Genomic DNA, 16684 nt, shown 5'->3' on the forward strand with positions numbered 1-16684 from the left:
TTTATGCGATTAACCACAAATTTAATTTATGACCGCAGTTTACAAGGTATCTTAGAAACTCAAAAAAAGTTGGTGCGCGCCAATGATGTATTGGTGAAACAAACGAATATTTTAAAACCATCGGATGATCCATCTGGCGCAACTAAGGTTGTACGTTTTGATGAGGATTTGTCGCGGTTAGAGCAGTTTAGTAAAAATACTATACAACTTAAAAATCAATTGAGTACACAAGAAACAGCATTAACGGGTATCAATAATTCGTTGACTAGAGCGCATACTTTATCCATTCAAGCTGGTAATGGTGCGTTTGATGATACCGATAGACGAGCAATGGCTGTAGAGTTAGATTTAATTAAGCAAGAAATTGCCGATTTAATGAACTCAAAAAACTCGCAGGGTGATTATATTTTTGCGGGGGCAAAATCAGATAAGCCGCCTTTTATTCAAGATAGCTCTGGTAGCTATATTTACCAAGGTGACGAGAACGTTAAAAAAGTACAGATATCAGAAACATTAAAAGTAGAAGCTGGTATTCCAGGCTCTGGTTTTTCTATATTTGAAGATACAGCTGCGCGAAACGGTGTAACGATTGCGGGCTCGTCAACGGCGTCTGGCAGTTATCGATTAGAAAATGGCGATAGCTTTGATAACTTCCATCAACAGAATTACCTAAAAATTCCTCCTAGCCCAGCTGGCTCAAATGACTACAGTGTTGTTTTTGGTACAGGGACATATCAAGTACAAGATAATAGTGGTAACGTCTTGGACTCAGGTAATTTCACCGCTGGCACGCCGATTAACTTTAAAGGGTTAGAATTTTCTGTTAATGGCACACCTACTGCTGGACAGCAGTTAGATTTTACTTTAAACGATCCAGCCAAACGAAATATTTTAAATTCGTTAGACGAGCTGATTTCTCGCTTGCGAGATCCACAAGGCGCTGGTGATTCATTAAACGACACTATTCAAAATACACTGTTTTCGATTAACCAATCACAAGAAAATGTTGGTTTTGCTCGCTCTGAAATTGGTGGACGCATTAATGTAATCGATAGTGTGGATATGTCGAACAAAGACCTAGAGATAAACGTTAAATCTGCCAAAGCCAAAGTCTCTGAAGCAGACTTTGCCGAGGCTGTTACTGAACTACAAAAACAAGAAACCGCTTATCAAGTGTCAAATACCACCTTTGGTCGCATTACAGGACTGTCTTTATTTAACTTTCTATAACTTTACCTGAACGCTCACCTTTGACAATAAACCCGCTTTCGGCGGGTTTTTGCGTTTTCAGACTAGCTGATTTTTACTGAGTTGACTTGACTGGTTGAATCTTGTTCAGTTTTCACCTGAAAAAAATTATTTAAGTTTTTGTTTTATTACCGAGTCGGCAGGTTGTGTAAAAACTTTAGAGCGTAATTATCTAATTTTTAAGGTTATTTTTTTAAATTTTTCCTAAAGAGTCGTTTTTTCTCTCCGATATATTAAGTGTCACTGGAAGACATAAGTTTCAAACCACAAAGTAAGTTTAAGCTCAAAAACAACAAGGTTTATATAAAAAGACGTTAGATTAGGAGAGAGTAATTATGTCTATGTTCGTAAATACAAATATTTCATCGCTCAATGCGCAGCGACAACTGTTCAACTCGGGTAACTCGCTCAATGTAGCGTTTGAACGTTTATCGTCAGGTTTTCGTATCAACAGAGCATCAGATGATGCGGCTGGTTTGCAGATCACCGACCGAATGACCACCCAAGTACAAGGTTTACAGCAAGCAGTTCGAAATGCGAATGATGCGATTTCATTAACGCAAACTGCTGAAGGGGCGATGCAAGAGATTACTTCATCATTGCAACGAATTCGTCAGTTAGCGGTGCAATCGCAAAATGGTATCAATAGTTCATCTGACCGTTTGGCGCTACAAAAAGAAGTATCAGCACTTAAAACTGAAATCAGCCGTATCGGTTCAACCACGCAGTTTGCTGGTGTAGAGTTGTTGACAGGTACTTACTCGGCTGCATTTTTAGTTGGTGCAAATGGTGGGCAAACTATTTCGGTTAATTTGTCTCGCAGTGGTGGATTTGGTGCTTCGGGCTTGAGTATCGGCACCTTATCTGTTCAAACAGCCAGCCAAGCATCAGCTGCGTTAACTTCAATTGATGCTGCAATTTCGACTATAGGTTCGACTCGAGCCGACTTGGGTGCGTTACAAAATCGCTTCCAATCAACTATTCGTAACTTAAGTAACATAGTTGAAAATGTTTCAGGCGCGCGTTCACGCATTAAAGATACAGATTTTGCGACTGAAACGGCGTCACTTACCAAAAATCAAATTTTACAACAGGCAAGTACAACTGTATTGAGTCAGGCCAACCAAAGACCTCAATCTGCCTTGTCATTGTTGGGATAAGTCTATGAATAATATTACGCGGATGATTGTCCGCACCTATCAATTGATAGTGATTTAAACCACAAGTGGAAAGCGTTATCTCGTTCGAGCTCAACGCGCCAGGGTGCTATTTACGCAAATTGTCATAAATTTAATCTGTGACTCTTTGCAAACCAGTTCGCGCACTCTCTCCTAACTTGTGTAGCGATTTGCTGGGGAATTTTTCCCCAGCTGTTTTGCTTGTTCTGTTGGTGGTGGACCTGTTGCTCCCATCAATCCTGTCCTATGTCTATTCTAATAACCCGAAAAAAACAAAGTTCATCTTTATTTTTTGTTATACTCTCATTTGTATGTATAAAGTATTATTGAAATGACAAAAAATGTTCAATTAATTTCTAAAGTGTACTTTTTATGTGCCGATATAAATGGTGAAGAAGGATAAATTTATAATTTATGCCTTTAAGTGTAACTTGTTGGCTTAGGCCTTCATTTATTGAACATTTTATTGCATAGGAGTGAGTACTATGAGTATGTTCGTTAATACTAATGTGTCCTCAATAAACGCACAGCGTCAGTTGTTTAATTCTGGCTCTGCGCTTAATGTTTCATTTGAACGTTTGTCATCTGGTTTTCGTATCAACCGAGCATCGGACGATGCTGCGGGTCTACAGATTACCGACCGTATGTCGAGCCAAATTCAAGGTTTGAATCAAGCGGTTCGTAATGCCAATGACGCTATTTCATTAACCCAAACAGCTGAAGGTGCAATGCAAGAAATTACTTCTTCTTTGCAGCGTATCCGTCAGTTAGCGGTTCAATCGCAAAACGGTATCAATACCTCAGCGGACAGAACGGCACTACAAAAAGAAGTATCAGCACTTAAAACTGAGATAAGCCGTATTGGTACAACAACTCAGTTTGCCGGTGTTGACTTATTAACAGGTACCTATTCAGCTGCTTTCTTAGTAGGTGCTAATGGTGGTCAAACCATTTCCGTTAACTTATCACGCACCGGTGGTTTTGGTGCTTCGGGTTTAGGTGGTGCTAGCTTTGATGTTAGTACAGCAGAACTTGCGTCAGGCACTTTGACCGCTATCGATTCGGCTATCTCAACAATTGGTTCGACTCGTGCAGATTTGGGTGCGTTACAAAATCGTTTCCAATCAACAATACGTAACTTAAGTAACATTGTGGAAAATGTTTCAGGTGCGCGTTCTCGCATCAAAGATACAGATTTCGCAACTGAAACAGCTGAATTAACCCGTAATCAGATAATTCAGCAAGCCAGTACTACTATCTTAAGTCAGGCAAACCAAAGACCTCAATCGGCTTTATCGCTATTAGGTTAATATTTGACTTAAGCTCTGCTTCCGCCCGTTTGGGAATAGCCAGGAGGTAGTGCGACGGGTTTTTCAGGCCAAACGGGTGAGTTGTACTCACTCCAATAAGGGCCGAGAAGCGGTAAATCTCGGCTCTTATTTTTGCCTTTAGGACTTTTTTGCACTTTTTACCTCAAATATGGAAATTTTTATAGGCGGGCAGTGTGGTTTGTAGAGCTAGTTAAATCAATGGGTTATAGCCCATTTGCCGATCAAAGTTGTGAGGTTTTGCCGATTTGCGGCAAAACTTTCCGCTATTATTTGCTGCCAATCTATAAAGATTGTTGCGGCCTCTCCGATATATTAAGTGTCAGCGGATGATAACAATAAAAACAAGGCACTTAATAAACCAAGTTAGGAGAGACCAAAATGTCAATGTTCGTAAATACAAATGTATCTTCATTAAACGCTCAGCGTCAGTTATTTAATTCAAACTTAGGATTAAACACAGCTTTTGAAAGACTATCGTCAGGTTTTCGTATTAACCGTGCATCAGATGATGCGGCAGGTTTGCAAATTACCGACCGTATGACTACACAAATCGAAGGCTTAAATCAAGCGGTTAGAAATGCAAACGATGCAATTTCTTTAACCCAAACCGCTGAAGGTGCAATGCAAGAGATCACCTCTTCATTACAACGTATTCGTCAATTATCAATTCAGGCACAAAATGGTATTAACAGTTCGTCTGACCGTTTAGCACTACAAAAAGAAGTTTCTGCACTTAAAACTGAAATTAGTCGAATTGGTTCAACGACTCAATTTGCCGGTGTTAACTTGTTAACTGGTACTTATTCTGCAGCATTTTTAGTCGGTGCAAATGGTGGCCAAACTATCTCGGTAAATATGTCACGCACTGGTGGCTTTGGCGCCTCAGGTTTGGGTGTAGGTACACTGACAGTTCAAACGGAAAATGATGCGTCGGCCGCGTTAACCGCAATTGACACCGCAATTTCTGTGATTGGTGCGGCTCGAGCAGACTTAGGTGCATTGCAAAATCGATTTCAGTCAACCATCCGTAACTTAAGTAATGTTGCGGAAAATGTATCTGCTGCGCGCTCTCGTATCAAAGATACCGACTTTGCTGAAGAAACCGCTTCATTGACTAAAAATCAAATTTTACAACAAGCAAGTACTACTGTACTTAGCCAAGCGAATCAAAGACCACAATCAGCATTATCTTTGTTGGGAGGTTAGTTAGCATAACAACTCATTTTGGTTGTTTATTAAGTGACTGGACATGGAGGTTCGTTTTTACTTGATTAAAACAATGTGACTGTTAATTTGGCAAGCATATTGCTTTAATCCTTTTAGCAAATACAATTTGCGACCAAATGCGTTAGTTAGACAATTATTTGACGGAAATCCCTCTTTCCAAATTGTTTAACTTGAGCATAACCAACTGACAGGAATAGTGGCTAACACCTCAACCCTCACTACCTCCTGGCGCTATTTCTGTTAGTTGGTTGGTTTTTCTGCTTAAACCTTAGATTCAATATTGATGGTTGTTAGTTTTGTAGCGCTAATTTAGCTTGAATGTCTTCTATTTCTTCATATTTTTCCGCAGCTAACCGCTGTGCTTGATTGAGTTCGTGCGCGGTTAATTTGTGTTGAATATCCATCATCGCGGCTTTTGCTTCAGTTACGCCATAAACGTTGGCAAGTGACATCCAAACATAACTATGAATAACTGACTTGGGCAGACCTTCACCTTTAATAAACATCATGCCCAAATAGAACATCGCTTTACCATGTGCTGCCATGGCCGCCCGACGAAACCACTTTGCCGCATGGATGTAGTCGGCATGTTTTGCGTAATAAACTCCGGTAGAGAATAATTTTTGCGGGTTGACCGTCTCGCCATCGGCTTGCTTTTTTTGTTGAAGTAGCTGGCTTACTGCTTGCGTCAGTGCGTTTATTTGCACAGATAGGGCATCTATACTATTGGCTAGCGGTTGCAAACTGGTATCTGTGGTTTGGGTTTGAGAATCAGATTCAACTTGTGACTTTTGGTGCTGCGCAAGCTTATCAATGGTGCTGGGCATTTGGCTATCGACCCATTCAGCTTCGTCTGCTTGTTGAGTTGTTGTATCATCTAGCTCTAACTCAAATTCAGCTAATTGTTCTTCATCTAGCTCAATTTCATCGAGTGTGTCATCCTGCTCAAGTGATAGGTCGATGTCGGCCATTTCACTATCATCAATCAATAAATCATCATTGTTGAGTTCGTTTGTATTGAGTTCTTCTGATACTTGGATGTCCGTTTCATTGTCCGCATGTAAATCAGCTAATAAATCATCATTTAGATACTCATCTAGTTCGTCTAAGACTAGATCATCATCTGGTTGAGTATGTGCAGAAGCATCTGGCTGTTTGACGAAGGATAGTTCTTCTTCGTCAAATACTTCAAGATCGGGTAAGTCATCCCAATTATCAGGGACTAGATCAGCATCTAGTGATAATTCTTCTTCGGTCGTGTTATTTTTTTGCATGCGAGCTAACTTAATTTTATCAGTAACCTGTTATCTGACGTATATTTAAAAACTTTAGTTTAAAAGTCAGCAGAAAGAAATATACAGTCGTTTATTTAGCGAAAATTTTGCAGTTTTAATGTTGATTTTTACAGCAATTTGCTATTTAATGCGCGCGCGTCTTAACTAGGGGTGTATACCCCTCCCAAGACCGGAAGAGGTGCGTTGTTCAGGTAACTAATACGAGAAGACTAAGCTTCATTTGAGTGTTAGCCAGGGGGATATACGCCGAGAAATTGCTGTACTTAGTTATCAAGTAATTTCGGTCAGATTGGTTGAATCTAACTGACTGTCACCAGAATCGGTGGAGAGCTTTCGGCCCAAGAAATGAAGCCCTTCTTCATTCCACAGCCTTGCTTTCCCTTTGTTTACTAAGTGGGGAAAAATGAAAAACCTTATCGTTGCCAAGTTTGGCGGAACCAGTGTTGCAGATTTTCAAGCTATGTCTCGCTGTGCGGATATCGTACTTGCTGACGAAAATATCCGAGTCGTTTGTGTATCTGCGCAGTCAGGCGTGACCAATAAATTAGTTCGTTTAACGCATATGAGTGTCACTGCTCAAGAGCGGGAAGATATCTTAGCTGAGATCCGTGCAACTGAATATGCCATTGTTGATGAGTTGGGTAAACCTGAATGGGTGACCTTAGCGTTAGACAATCTATTGGCGGAGCTTAAAGAAATTGCTTACTCAGATAGTTTAGTGGGTTCAATGCGTTTGAAAGACCACATTCAATCGTTTGGTGAGCAAATGTCATCGTTACTTTTTGCCGAAGTTTTACGGCAACGCGGTGCACACGCTGTCAATTTCGACATTCGCCAAGTACTGAAAACCGATAGTAATTTCGGTAAAGCTGAACCAGATATTGAGCAAACTCGAATTCAAGCTGAAAAGCTCATAGCACCTGAGTTAGAAGGCACAGTGTTTGTTACTCAAGGGTTTATTGCATCAGATAACCAAGGCAACACCACAACACTTGGCCGAGGTGGCAGTGACTATTCAGCTGCTTTGGTGGCTGAAGCATTAGAGGCTGAAACTTTGCAAATCTGGACAGATGTGACGGGGATTTATACAACTGATCCTCGGTTGACTAAACAGGCGCGACCTATTGCGGAATTGAGTTTTGATGAAGCTGCAGAAATGGCTACATTCGGCGCTAAGATATTGCACCCTGCAACGTTGATTCCAGCTGTGCGCAAGGGAATAGGGGTCTTTGTTGGTAGCAGCCGCGAACCAAAAGTGGGTGGCACTTGGATACGTAACAAGGCAGAAAATAAACCGCCATACAGAGCAATTGCTTTACGCCGTGATCAAATATTGTTAACGGTCAAAAGCCCAAAAATGTTATTTGCAACTGGTTTTATCGCCAAGGTATTTTCGATTTTAGCTCAGCACAAAATAAGTGTGGATTTAATTACGACATCGGAAATTTCGGTCGCAATTACCATAGATAATCCAAATAACACGACAACTCAAGGCATTAAACAAGAGGTTTTGGATGAGTTAGCTGAGTTTTGTGACGTGAGCGTTGAAGATAACTTGTCGCTAGTTGCGGTTATTGGCAACCATTTACAAGCGAATTCAGGGGTTGGTGGTAAATTGTTTGCAGCTCTAGAAAACTTTAATCTGAGAATGATCTGCCAAGGCGCCAGCCCGCATAATTTTTGCTTTTTAACTCAGTCAGACGATGCCGCTAAAGTCGTTGAGCATTTGCACGAAGAGTTATTTGACGCTATTTAAGCTGCTTATTTAGTCAAAAAATCATAAGGCCTAAACCTTTAGGCCTTATGTGTATCTTGTAATGAGAAGGTATGTAGATTCTCTAAGCTTTTTTCGTCTTTTTGCCAAACAATCAAAGGCTCATCAACCGCACTGGTAAAGGTGTAGCTGCTATCTTGCACTTGCACTTTATTAACTTGCTCATCGTTTGAGTGAAATAACACACGATTGTTAATACTCAAGGTATTTGCGTTGTCTAAAGGGGCTTCCAGATTAAATACGACTGTATCGCCTTCAATATTGGTTGATTTAATCGCTAGGTTAACGGGTTGACCATCTTCTTTAGTGACAGGTAAATATTCCTGAAAGTAATAGTCAATGTACGACTGGTATTCCGATGGTTTAGACAAGTCGATAGCAGCCAAATGTTCAGCTTCTTGTAGATCTTGCTCAATCATTTTACGATTGACTTTAAGAGCAAGCTTAACGGTATCGTCATCTACAGATAATTCTGAAGAGCTATTTGTTGCGCTTTCATCTGCTTGACTATTAAATGGCAGCAAAAACATTAGCGCTAGACTACCTAATAGTTTGTTTGATGTTAGCTTCATGATTAAATCACCTTGCTGGTTCATAATTGTTGTTTATTTGTTGTTAATTTGTATTATTTTTAGATGTTAATCAAGTGTGAAAGTTCAATTATTTTTTATATTTTTTGTTTTTTGTAAACAACTCGTTGCGTTTTGGCCATTAAACTAGATTTTTTCTGTTCAAATTCAATAATTAACGTTATCTTTAACTTTTACCACTAAGCTCAAATTATTTTATGTTAAGTTACCGCCATAGCTTTCATGCGGGCAATCATGCTGATGTTATTAAGCACATTACCTTGATTGCTGTTATCGAAAAGCTTAAAAAGAAAAATAAACCTTTTGTTTACATCGACACGCACTCTGGCCGTGGATTATACGACTTATCTAGTGACGAATCACGCAAAACTGCTGAGTTTGAGCAGGGTATTGGCCGATTGCTGGATAATTCAACTGGATGTGATCAAATTGTAATCGACTACATTGACTATGTTAGTCAATATATGCAAAGCACACCGCCTATGTACCCTGGCTCTCCCAGCATTGCGTGCGACCTTTTGCGTGAACAAGATAAATGTATCTTCATGGAATTACATAGTGACGAAATTGCAAAACTCAAGAGAAACTTTAACAAAGACAGTCGAATTGCCATTCATCATAGGGATGGTTTTGAAGGTTTAAATGCTTGTATGCCACCAGAGCCAGCAAGAGGGCTAGTATTAATCGATCCTGCGTATGAAGTTAAACAAGATTATGCTGATGCCATCAAAGCACTCAAACAATCGATTAAAAAATGGTCTCATGGTATTTTTCTACTTTGGTATCCTAAATTGGCTCGGCAAAGGGACAGAAGTGAGCAGCTTAAAAACGAACTGGCTGCATTACCGATTGACAATTTACTTGCAGTAGAACTAGATGTTGAAGCTCAGCAAGCTGAATTTGGCATGTATGGTTCGGGTATGTTGATTGTTAATGCCCCATACCAATTAGACACTTTACTCGAACCCATTACCCAGCAACTTGCAAGTAAACTAGCGCAAGATGCAAATGCTAAAGCACACATTGAATGGCTGATAGAGCCAAAATAAAGCCCTAGTTGAGCGGAAGGTTTTTCAAGTGCTGGTATAAGGCTTTTGCTCCTGGACCAGCATTTTCACCTTCGGCTAATATTAAATATAGCGTGATGACCTGACGATTATCAAATTGCAATGGTACTGGCTTTAACTGCCCTGTGGTTAATTCTGCTTGAATGAATTGTTTTGGAATCGAGGCGAAACCAACCCGACTTTTGACCGCATCAATCAGTGCTGCAAAAGAGCTGACCGTCCATCTTTGTTCTGCACCAAGCCAGCCTGCGTCTTGGTTGCGTTTTATACCTGAATCACGTACGACTATCTGTCGATAGCGACGCAGCTCTGTTTCAGTTAGTGGATTCGGCTGCGAAAATATTGGGTGCTGTGGATGAGCGACCAGCAGCTTTTCTGCTTCGCCGATTGGTGTGCCCAGAAAGCCAGGCGGAATGCGTGCCACATACGCCAGTTGAGCCGTTTTCTCAAACAAAGCTTCGTCAGTTGCTGATAAAGTTGTTTCTAATAGTCGTAAACGGGTTTGAGGATTCTGGTTAGAAAAACTGGCTAACCTTTCTAATATTTGAGGGATATGTACAAGCGCATCAATGGCTATGGTTAGCTCAGATTCCCACCCCGAAGAGAGAAAGTGTGCGGATGCTTCAATATTATTCATAAGGTCTAACAGTCCATAAGCTTTGCGCAGCAAAACATGGCCTTGTTCAGTTAACTGTGCCTTACGCCCTTGCAGCTTGATTACTGGCACAGGTAAAGATTCATTCAAACGTTTAATATTGTAGCTGACAGTGGACTGACTTTTATTTAATCGCTCTGCGGCGGCGACAAAGCTATTTTCTTCATGCACTGCTATCAAAGTTGCCCACTGTTCTATGCTGGTTTTGGGTAAGCTCATATATCAAATTATTCGATTTTTTGTATCTAAATATTAGTGATCTTGAGTGGTTTTGTCGATGTATTATATTTTTACTGACATAGGAAAAGAGGCAGAGACAATGAGCAAAAAAATATTACGTGTGAATAGCAGTTTATTTGGCAACAACGGTTCATCAACACAAATTATAGACAATTTGGTTAAGCAATTGGCAGACAAGTTAGGCGAAACGAATGTGGTGACGCGAGATTTTTCCAAAGAGCCAGTTCCTCATTTAGATGGTGAGTGGGTCAGTGCACTGATGACACCCGCTGCAGAAAAATCAGCTGAGCAGTCAGCCAAAACACAAGTTTCAGATACATACATCGCCGAGGTTGTAGAAGCTGATTACATAGTGATTGCAGCGCCTATGTATAACTTCAATGTACCTTCAATGTTAAAAGCCTGGTTTGACCATTTAGCGCGAGCGGGTGTGACCTTTAAATATACTGAAAATGGGCCAGTTGGTTTAGTTGATGATAAGCCAGTTTATGTCGTGACAACACGTGGTGGCATGCACAAGGGCACAGACAGAGACACTGAAGTGCAATTTATTCGTACATTTTTAGCATTTATAGGGTTAACTCAGGTTGAGTTTATCTATGCGGAAGGCTTGAATATGCAAGCTCATAAGGAGCAAGCTTTAGAGAATGCCAAAGAGCAGGTCAGTCAATTGGTTGAAGCCGTGTAAACTCGGGGGCCGTTAAACGAACATTCCTAAACTTAACAGGTGCTGTTTGACCATCAATATGGGTATTTAACCAGCTAAAATTTTGTTGGCTTAGCAATGGGGACTGGCTAAAAGCGCTCAATTTATGTATGATCGTCCCCTAATTTTTAACTCTTTCAGTTCATAGAGGATAAGTTTTCATGAAGAAAGTTGGTCTAGTCGGTTGGCGAGGCATGGTTGGTTCAGTATTAATGAACCGCATGGTTGAAGAGCAAGACTTTGATTTAATCGAACCTGTATTTTTTACAACATCTCAAGCTGGTAAAGCTGCACCTAATTTTGGTAAAGACGCAGGCGTTTTATTAGATGCAACTGATATTGAAGAGTTAAAGAAAATGGATGTCGTCATTACCTGTCAAGGTGGCGATTATACCAAAGCTGTTTATCCTAAATTACGCCAAGCTGGCTGGAATGGTTATTGGATAGATGCAGCTTCTTCACTTCGTATGGATGATGAAGCGTTAATTATTTTAGATCCAGTTAACCAAGGTGTTATTAAAGATGGTATCAGCAAGGGTGTAAAAACATTTGTTGGTGGTAACTGCACAGTTTCATTGATGATGATGGGCTTAGGCGGCTTATTTGAAAATAAAGCGATTGATTGGATTTCTTCGATGACTTATCAAGCTGCGTCAGGCGGTGGTGCTAAACACATGCGCGAATTGTTGTCGGGGATGGGCGTGTTGAATCAGTCTGTGGCGTCTGAGCTAGCTGATCCTGCAAGTGCTATTTTGGAAATTGATCGTAAAGTAACAGCTAAATTGAATGATGCGGATTTTCCAAGCGAAAACTTCATTGTGCCTTTAGCTGGTAGTTTAATCCCATGGATTGATAGTGATTTGGGTAATGGTCAAAGTCGCGAAGAGTGGAAAGGCGCTGCAGAAACGAACAAAATTTTAGGTCATTCAGGTATTCAAATTCCAGTCGAAGGGATTTGTGTGCGCATCGGGACAATGCGTTGTCACAGCCAAGCATTCACCATCAAATTGAATAACGACATTCCTTTAGATGAAATTAGTGATATGTTAGCAAGCCACAATCAGTGGGCTAAAGTTGTGCCAAATGATAAAGAAAGCACAATTAATCAATTAACGCCTGCTAAGGTTACTGGTACTTTAGATGTTCCAGTTGGACGTTTACGTAAACTAGCAATGGGTGACGATTATTTATCTGCATTCTCTGTTGGTGACCAGTTATTGTGGGGGGCTGCTGAACCTCTACGTCGCATGTTACGCATTTTATTAGAAGATTAATTCTTTAACTCGCTTATACACATCAGGCGCTCAATATCTAGTGAGCGCCTTTTATCTGTCTGCTGTTTTATAGCTGTAAAAACGCCTTAATTTCTTCCATTTTAGCGCTGGCATCTTCAAAGCCTAGATCAATCAATTCTTGGCAATATGCTTGTTCAAATAACAAATAGCTAATTAAACTTGAATTAATCGCTGTGTTATTGTTAATCCCTAATATCTTGAGAATGCTACGAATTGAAAACGGCATACTGGTGTAATGACGTGCCGCAATTTCATTAAAGTTTTTCGAAGGATTAAGTTGCATAACGGAAATGGGTTTTAAACCACATTTTTTGCGTGATTCTGTCGGGATAAAGTGCAGCGTTTGATTGATCCTTTGCATGCGTTCAATATCAGATGTGAGCGCCTCGGTAAAAATCGTATCAAGCAAGTGACCAATAATAGCTCCGCCAGTCGGTGGCATTGCGACTTCATCTTGGTAAGTAAATCTGTTTTTAGGCTGCTCCATACCTATGATAAAAATTTTGTCTGCACCTAAATGAATTGATGGACTGAGCGGTGCTAACTGGTGAATTGAACCATCACCAAAATATTCACCGTGCAATTCAACAGAAGGGAATACCATTGGTATTGCAGACGACGCCATTAAATGCTCGATTTTTATCGGGCTGTGTATGCCACGGCGTTTTGCTCTGATCCAAGGTTCAATATTGTCTTTAGACTGAAATAAACAGACCGAATCGCCGCTGTGATAAGAGGAGGCGGTTACAGCTAATGCTCTGAGCTGATCTCTGTCAATATTGCGTTGAATGCGGTCTAAATCCAGCAAACGTGTTAGCAGTGCTTGCAACGGTGAGTTATCGAACCAGCTAATGGTTTGTTTTAATGTTGGGTGTTCATTGCGAGCCGTGAGATTTTTAACTACGTTTCGATACAAGGTAGAAAAATTACTGGTATAAACCATATCTGTGGTGAAGTTTTTCCATACCCACTCGAGCTTCTTTACCCCCAAATGAAAACATGGGGCATAACACGCAAGCGCTGTTGCATTGATTGCGCCAGCTGATGTACCTGTTATTACTGGGAAGGGCGTACAATGAGTTCTAGGCACTTCACCTGCAATTGCTTTAAGTACACCAACTTGGTAAGCAGCTCTAGCGCCACCTCCGAGTAACAACAAACTAAAGCGGGATCTATCTGCCATATACACCTGTCATTTTTTGCAATACATATAGAGCTAAATCAATATAAATTGCTTGGCTAAAAACCATTTATTCTACGTTAAGTTGACTTGCCTTGTCTAAATGGCTTTTATCTCCAGCTGATTATCGCTATTTATGTTGATTTAGCTCTAAGTATATACGCAATTTAAGATGTTGGAACAGTCTGGTGATTTCTAACGTGCAAGCTTAAGCGTTGGAGGGTAAGGTACGGGTCAAAACGCCGTACCTTAAAGCAGATTTTAACTTAGAGTTCAGACAAGTACATTTCTTCGGTGATTTGTTTACACCAAGCTTTAACTCGTTCTTCGGTCAATTCTGGTTGGCGATCTTCATCTATACCTAAACCAATAAAGTGGTCATCATCAGCTAGGCCTTTTGAAGCTTCAAAGTCATAGCCATCGGTAGACCAATGACCAACAATGGTTGCGCCTTTGCGTTCTACAATGTCGCGCACCATGCCCATCGCATCTAAAAAATACTCGGCGTAATCTTCCTGATCGCCACAACCAAAGATAGCGACGATTTTGTCGTTAAAATCAATTTCTTCTAAGTCTGGGAAAAAGTCATCCCAGTCACATTGCGCCTCACCATAATACCAAGTTGGTATGCCAAATAGTAAGAAATCAAACGCCTCTATTTCTTCTTTAGTCGTTTTAGCGATGTCGTGCACCGCGACTAAATCTTTACCCAATTCTTTTTGGATCATTTTGGCAACGGCTTCAGTATTGCCTGTGTCACTACCAAAAAATAAACCAACAACTGCCATGCTAATCTCTCTCTACAAATCTTAAAAAAATACTTGTATTAAACCTTTAACTAGAAACCCAGCACATCCTAAAAAAAGCACTAGCCAAACCATTATTTTTCCGAACAATGGTACATCGCCAGTTTTTAACACGTCTTTAATTGCAAGCCCTATCAATAAAAATAACGCCGATATGCCTAGATAAAAACTTAAAGTTTCAAATTGCTCGAATGTCATAAGATAGGTATTTTACAATTAGTTAACTGAGTATCATTTTTAGTGGGCGAACTATATCATAAAAATGCTCAACGCTGTGGTTTTTGCAGAAAATCGGCGACAATTTTATTAAAAATATTCGGCTTTTCTGCATGTATCCAGTGGCCAGCACCTTGGATGACTTTGACATGTGCTGTTGGAAAACGCTGTTGTATCTCAGTTTTATGCTCTGTACTAATATAGTCGGAATCCATTCCCTTGATAAATAACGTCGGTCCTTGATAGGTATTAGGGATATCAGATGGGAAGCCAGCAATTTCCGGGTAGGCCTTTTCAAGCACGGGTAAGTTCATTTTCCACTGCCAAGTATCATTGGACTTATATAGGCTTTTGGCTAAAAACTGACAAATTCCCACGCTATCAATTGATTGACTCAGTTGTTTAACTGCTTGCGCTCTTGACGTTAAGCTGGCTAATTCAATTTGAGTTAACGCGTTAAAGACTTCTTGATGACGATTTGGATAGGTGACAGGCGCGATATCTTCAACTATTAGACTGTTCACCATTGTTGGATGATGTAAAGCAAAATACATTGCAGCTTTACCGCCCATTGAGTGACCGAACAAATGACAACTATCGATATTTAATGCTTCAAGCGTTTGTTGTATGTCAGTAGCCATGTCTTGATAAGAATGTGCAGAACTGTGCGGTGAATTACCATGGTTGCGTAAATCTATGCTTGTGACTAAATATTGAGCTGATAAGGCTTTAGCAAGTTGTGCAAGGTTATCAGCATTGCCAAAAAGGCCATGTAATAACACCACGTTTGCGCCTGAGCCCACTTGACTATAGTTAAGTTGCATTCCTATACCTGCTTAATGAAATGTCGCTAAAGTGTACCATGGTTGGCAAAATTTGCCGCGTAGGTGATAAATGATTCAGTTTTATAATCAACATAGCTGAATTAGGCTAGATTATTTGTAGTTTTACTGATAGAAGTAGACTCTTGCTTTAGTGTCGCTCAAAATTTGGCGTATTCTGATAGATTAAGATTAATTTGATTGATAAATTAGATCAGGATCAGTTATTTGCTACACTTCTAACAACAAGGGCGTTTTAACGTCCGACCAGTTGTAGTAATAATTTGGTTGGGGAAGGCTACATGTATATTAAGGCTCAAAGCCCTGCAGCATTTGCAGAAGCGTATTTAGTTGAATCTATTTGGAATGGTAAATACGCGCCAGGGACTATATTGCCAGCAGAACGTGAGTTGTCTGAAGAAATTGGCGTAACGCGGACAACGCTGCGGGAAGTATTGCAGCGGCTTGCTCGTGATGGTTGGTTGACTATTCAGCATGGTAAGTCGACTAAGGTGAATGATGTTTGGTATACATCTGGTCTGAATATTCTTGAAACTGTCGTACGGTTAGATACGCAAAATGCAGATAAATTGGTTGATAACTTGCTGTCGGCTAGGACTAATGTCGCGACAATTTATGCCAGAGCAGCGATTAAAAACAATCCGCAACAAGTTTTAGAATTTTTGGCCGATGTTGAGCAAATTGACGATACTGGCAAAGCCTTTTCTGAATACGATTATCAGTTCCATCATGCGTTGGCTATGGCGTCAAACAACCTAGTTTACGTTCTAATTATCAATGGTTTCAAAACACTGTATGACAAACTAGGTGTATTTTATTTTTCTCATCCCGAAGCCAGAGCGTTAGCGAAACAATTTTACAAAGATTTTCAATTGTTAGCTGAACAAGGCCAATTTAATGCTGCGCCAGAATTAATTCGCAAATATGGTGTTGATTCAGGTGAAATTTTTCAGCAACATCGTGACAATATGCCGACCTTGGCAGAGTCAGTAGTTGTTAAATAACCTGATTTGATTATCGCAAATCTGCATAGG

General features: G+C 40.2%; 16 protein-coding genes and 1 riboswitch. Of the genes, 9 read left to right on the forward strand and 7 right to left on the reverse strand.

The genetic code is table 11. The annotated features are described in order from the left end of the window. Positions 1-3: 3 nt before the first annotated feature. The 4 genes from flgL to DS2_RS10045 all read left to right on the forward strand — a co-directional run bounded on the left by flgL (position 4) and on the right by DS2_RS10045 (position 4963). Positions 4-1230: a flagellar hook-associated protein FlgL gene (gene flgL, locus DS2_RS10030; protein ID WP_035014622.1), complete on the forward strand. Its 1227-nt coding sequence runs from the start codon at positions 4-6 to the stop codon at positions 1228-1230. 353 nt (positions 1231-1583) lie between these two features. Then, positions 1584-2408 (forward strand): flagellin, encoded by an 825-nt coding sequence (locus DS2_RS10035; protein WP_035014623.1) that lies wholly within the window; start codon positions 1584-1586, stop codon positions 2406-2408. Positions 2409-2911: 503 nt separating this feature from the next. Next, a complete protein-coding gene (locus tag DS2_RS10040; RefSeq protein WP_035014624.1) occupies positions 2912-3736 on the forward strand; it encodes a flagellin in 825 nt (274 codons plus the stop codon). A 399-nt stretch (positions 3737-4135) separates the two neighbouring features. Further along, positions 4136-4963 (forward strand): flagellin, encoded by an 828-nt coding sequence (locus tag DS2_RS10045; protein WP_035014625.1) that lies wholly within the window; start codon positions 4136-4138, stop codon positions 4961-4963. A 311-nt stretch (positions 4964-5274) separates the two neighbouring features. Here the strand turns inward: DS2_RS10045 and DS2_RS19870 are convergent, their stop codons facing one another. Beyond that, positions 5275-6258, reverse strand: a complete 984-nt coding sequence (locus DS2_RS19870) for a sel1 repeat family protein (RefSeq protein ID WP_051479781.1) — start codon at positions 6256-6258, stop codon at positions 5275-5277. Positions 6259-6444: 186 nt separating this feature from the next. Then, positions 6445-6620: riboswitch (Lysine riboswitch) on the forward strand. Between the two features lie 62 nt (positions 6621-6682). On the opposite strand from DS2_RS19870, the gene lysC reads away from it, so the two are divergent. After that, on the forward strand, positions 6683-8035 hold the full coding sequence (gene lysC / locus DS2_RS10055; RefSeq protein ID WP_035014626.1) for a lysine-sensitive aspartokinase 3: 1353 nt from the start codon (positions 6683-6685) through the stop codon (positions 8033-8035). Between the two features lie 38 nt (positions 8036-8073). On the opposite strand, the gene DS2_RS10060 is transcribed toward lysC, so the two are convergent. Beyond that, the gene (locus DS2_RS10060) at positions 8074-8625 is read right to left on the reverse strand and encodes a DUF6702 family protein (RefSeq protein WP_035014675.1); all 552 of its coding nucleotides are present in this window, start codon (positions 8623-8625) and stop codon (positions 8074-8076) included. Positions 8626-8840: 215 nt separating this feature from the next. Here DS2_RS10060 and DS2_RS10065 point away from each other — a divergent pair, with 215 nt between their 5' ends. Continuing rightward, positions 8841-9692, forward strand: coding sequence for a 23S rRNA (adenine(2030)-N(6))-methyltransferase RlmJ (locus DS2_RS10065; RefSeq protein ID WP_035014627.1), 852 nt, complete (start codon positions 8841-8843; stop codon positions 9690-9692). A 4-nt stretch (positions 9693-9696) separates the two neighbouring features. Here the strand turns inward: DS2_RS10065 and DS2_RS10070 are convergent, their stop codons facing one another. Then, a complete protein-coding gene (locus DS2_RS10070) occupies positions 9697-10584 on the reverse strand; it encodes a LysR family transcriptional regulator (RefSeq protein ID WP_035014629.1) in 888 nt (295 codons plus the stop codon). Between the two features lie 100 nt (positions 10585-10684). Between DS2_RS10070 and DS2_RS10075 the strand changes: the two genes are divergently transcribed. Next, positions 10685-11293: an FMN-dependent NADH-azoreductase gene (locus DS2_RS10075; protein WP_035014630.1), complete on the forward strand. Its 609-nt coding sequence runs from the start codon at positions 10685-10687 to the stop codon at positions 11291-11293. Between the two features lie 179 nt (positions 11294-11472). Then, positions 11473-12585 (forward strand): aspartate-semialdehyde dehydrogenase, encoded by a 1113-nt coding sequence (asd, locus tag DS2_RS10080; RefSeq protein WP_035014632.1) that lies wholly within the window; start codon positions 11473-11475, stop codon positions 12583-12585. A 67-nt stretch (positions 12586-12652) separates the two neighbouring features. Here asd and DS2_RS10085 read toward each other — a convergent pair whose 3' ends face one another. The 4 genes from DS2_RS10085 to DS2_RS10100 form a co-directional block, all read right to left on the reverse strand. Then, positions 12653-13789 carry a patatin-like phospholipase family protein gene (locus tag DS2_RS10085; protein WP_035014634.1) on the reverse strand — a complete coding sequence of 379 codons (1137 nt, stop codon included), beginning with the start codon at positions 13787-13789 and terminating at the stop codon, positions 12653-12655. 263 nt (positions 13790-14052) lie between these two features. Continuing rightward, positions 14053-14574 carry a flavodoxin FldA gene (gene fldA / locus DS2_RS10090; RefSeq protein WP_035014635.1) on the reverse strand — a complete coding sequence of 174 codons (522 nt, stop codon included), beginning with the start codon at positions 14572-14574 and terminating at the stop codon, positions 14053-14055. A gap of 21 nt (positions 14575-14595) precedes the next feature. Further along, a complete protein-coding gene (locus tag DS2_RS10095; protein ID WP_035014636.1) occupies positions 14596-14790 on the reverse strand; it encodes a DUF2788 domain-containing protein in 195 nt (64 codons plus the stop codon). A 68-nt stretch (positions 14791-14858) separates the two neighbouring features. Continuing rightward, on the reverse strand, positions 14859-15632 hold the full coding sequence (locus DS2_RS10100) for an alpha/beta fold hydrolase (RefSeq protein ID WP_035014637.1): 774 nt from the start codon (positions 15630-15632) through the stop codon (positions 14859-14861). Positions 15633-15931: 299 nt separating this feature from the next. Here DS2_RS10100 and fadR point away from each other — a divergent pair, with 299 nt between their 5' ends. Next, the gene (gene fadR / locus DS2_RS10105) at positions 15932-16654 is read left to right on the forward strand and encodes a fatty acid metabolism transcriptional regulator FadR (protein WP_035014638.1); all 723 of its coding nucleotides are present in this window, start codon (positions 15932-15934) and stop codon (positions 16652-16654) included. Positions 16655-16684 lie beyond the last annotated feature (30 nt).

Origin of the sequence: Catenovulum agarivorans DS-2 (genome assembly GCF_000568405.1) — a bacterium.
Classification (GTDB): Bacteria; Pseudomonadota; Gammaproteobacteria; order Enterobacterales; family Alteromonadaceae; genus Catenovulum; species Catenovulum agarivorans_A.

Excerpts from the sequence above, each read along its gene's own strand:
- DS2_RS10075 (WP_035014630.1), top strand. The coding sequence starts at position 10,685 with ATGAGCAAAAAAATATTACGTGTGAATAGCAGTTTATTTGGCAACAAC.
- fadR (WP_035014638.1), top strand. The coding sequence starts at position 15,932 with ATGTATATTAAGGCTCAAAGCCCTGCAGCATTTGCAGAAGCGTATTTA.
- DS2_RS10100 (WP_035014637.1), bottom strand. The coding sequence starts at position 15,632 with ATGCAACTTAACTATAGTCAAGTGGGCTCAGGCGCAAACGTGGTGTTA.
- DS2_RS10060 (WP_035014675.1), bottom strand. The coding sequence starts at position 8,625 with ATGAAGCTAACATCAAACAAACTATTAGGTAGTCTAGCGCTAATGTTT.
- DS2_RS10095 (WP_035014636.1), bottom strand. The coding sequence starts at position 14,790 with ATGACATTCGAGCAATTTGAAACTTTAAGTTTTTATCTAGGCATATCG.
- DS2_RS10045 (WP_035014625.1), top strand. The coding sequence starts at position 4,136 with ATGTCAATGTTCGTAAATACAAATGTATCTTCATTAAACGCTCAGCGT.
- DS2_RS10085 (WP_035014634.1), bottom strand. The coding sequence starts at position 13,789 with ATGGCAGATAGATCCCGCTTTAGTTTGTTGTTACTCGGAGGTGGCGCT.
- DS2_RS10040 (WP_035014624.1), top strand. The coding sequence starts at position 2,912 with ATGAGTATGTTCGTTAATACTAATGTGTCCTCAATAAACGCACAGCGT.
- fldA (WP_035014635.1), bottom strand. The coding sequence starts at position 14,574 with ATGGCAGTTGTTGGTTTATTTTTTGGTAGTGACACAGGCAATACTGAA.
- DS2_RS19870 (WP_051479781.1), bottom strand. The coding sequence starts at position 6,258 with ATGCAAAAAAATAACACGACCGAAGAAGAATTATCACTAGATGCTGAT.
- DS2_RS10035 (WP_035014623.1), top strand. The coding sequence starts at position 1,584 with ATGTCTATGTTCGTAAATACAAATATTTCATCGCTCAATGCGCAGCGA.
- asd (WP_035014632.1), top strand. The coding sequence starts at position 11,473 with ATGAAGAAAGTTGGTCTAGTCGGTTGGCGAGGCATGGTTGGTTCAGTA.
- lysC (WP_035014626.1), top strand. The coding sequence starts at position 6,683 with ATGAAAAACCTTATCGTTGCCAAGTTTGGCGGAACCAGTGTTGCAGAT.
- DS2_RS10070 (WP_035014629.1), bottom strand. The coding sequence starts at position 10,584 with ATGAGCTTACCCAAAACCAGCATAGAACAGTGGGCAACTTTGATAGCA.
- flgL (WP_035014622.1), top strand. The coding sequence starts at position 4 with ATGCGATTAACCACAAATTTAATTTATGACCGCAGTTTACAAGGTATC.
- DS2_RS10065 (WP_035014627.1), top strand. The coding sequence starts at position 8,841 with ATGTTAAGTTACCGCCATAGCTTTCATGCGGGCAATCATGCTGATGTT.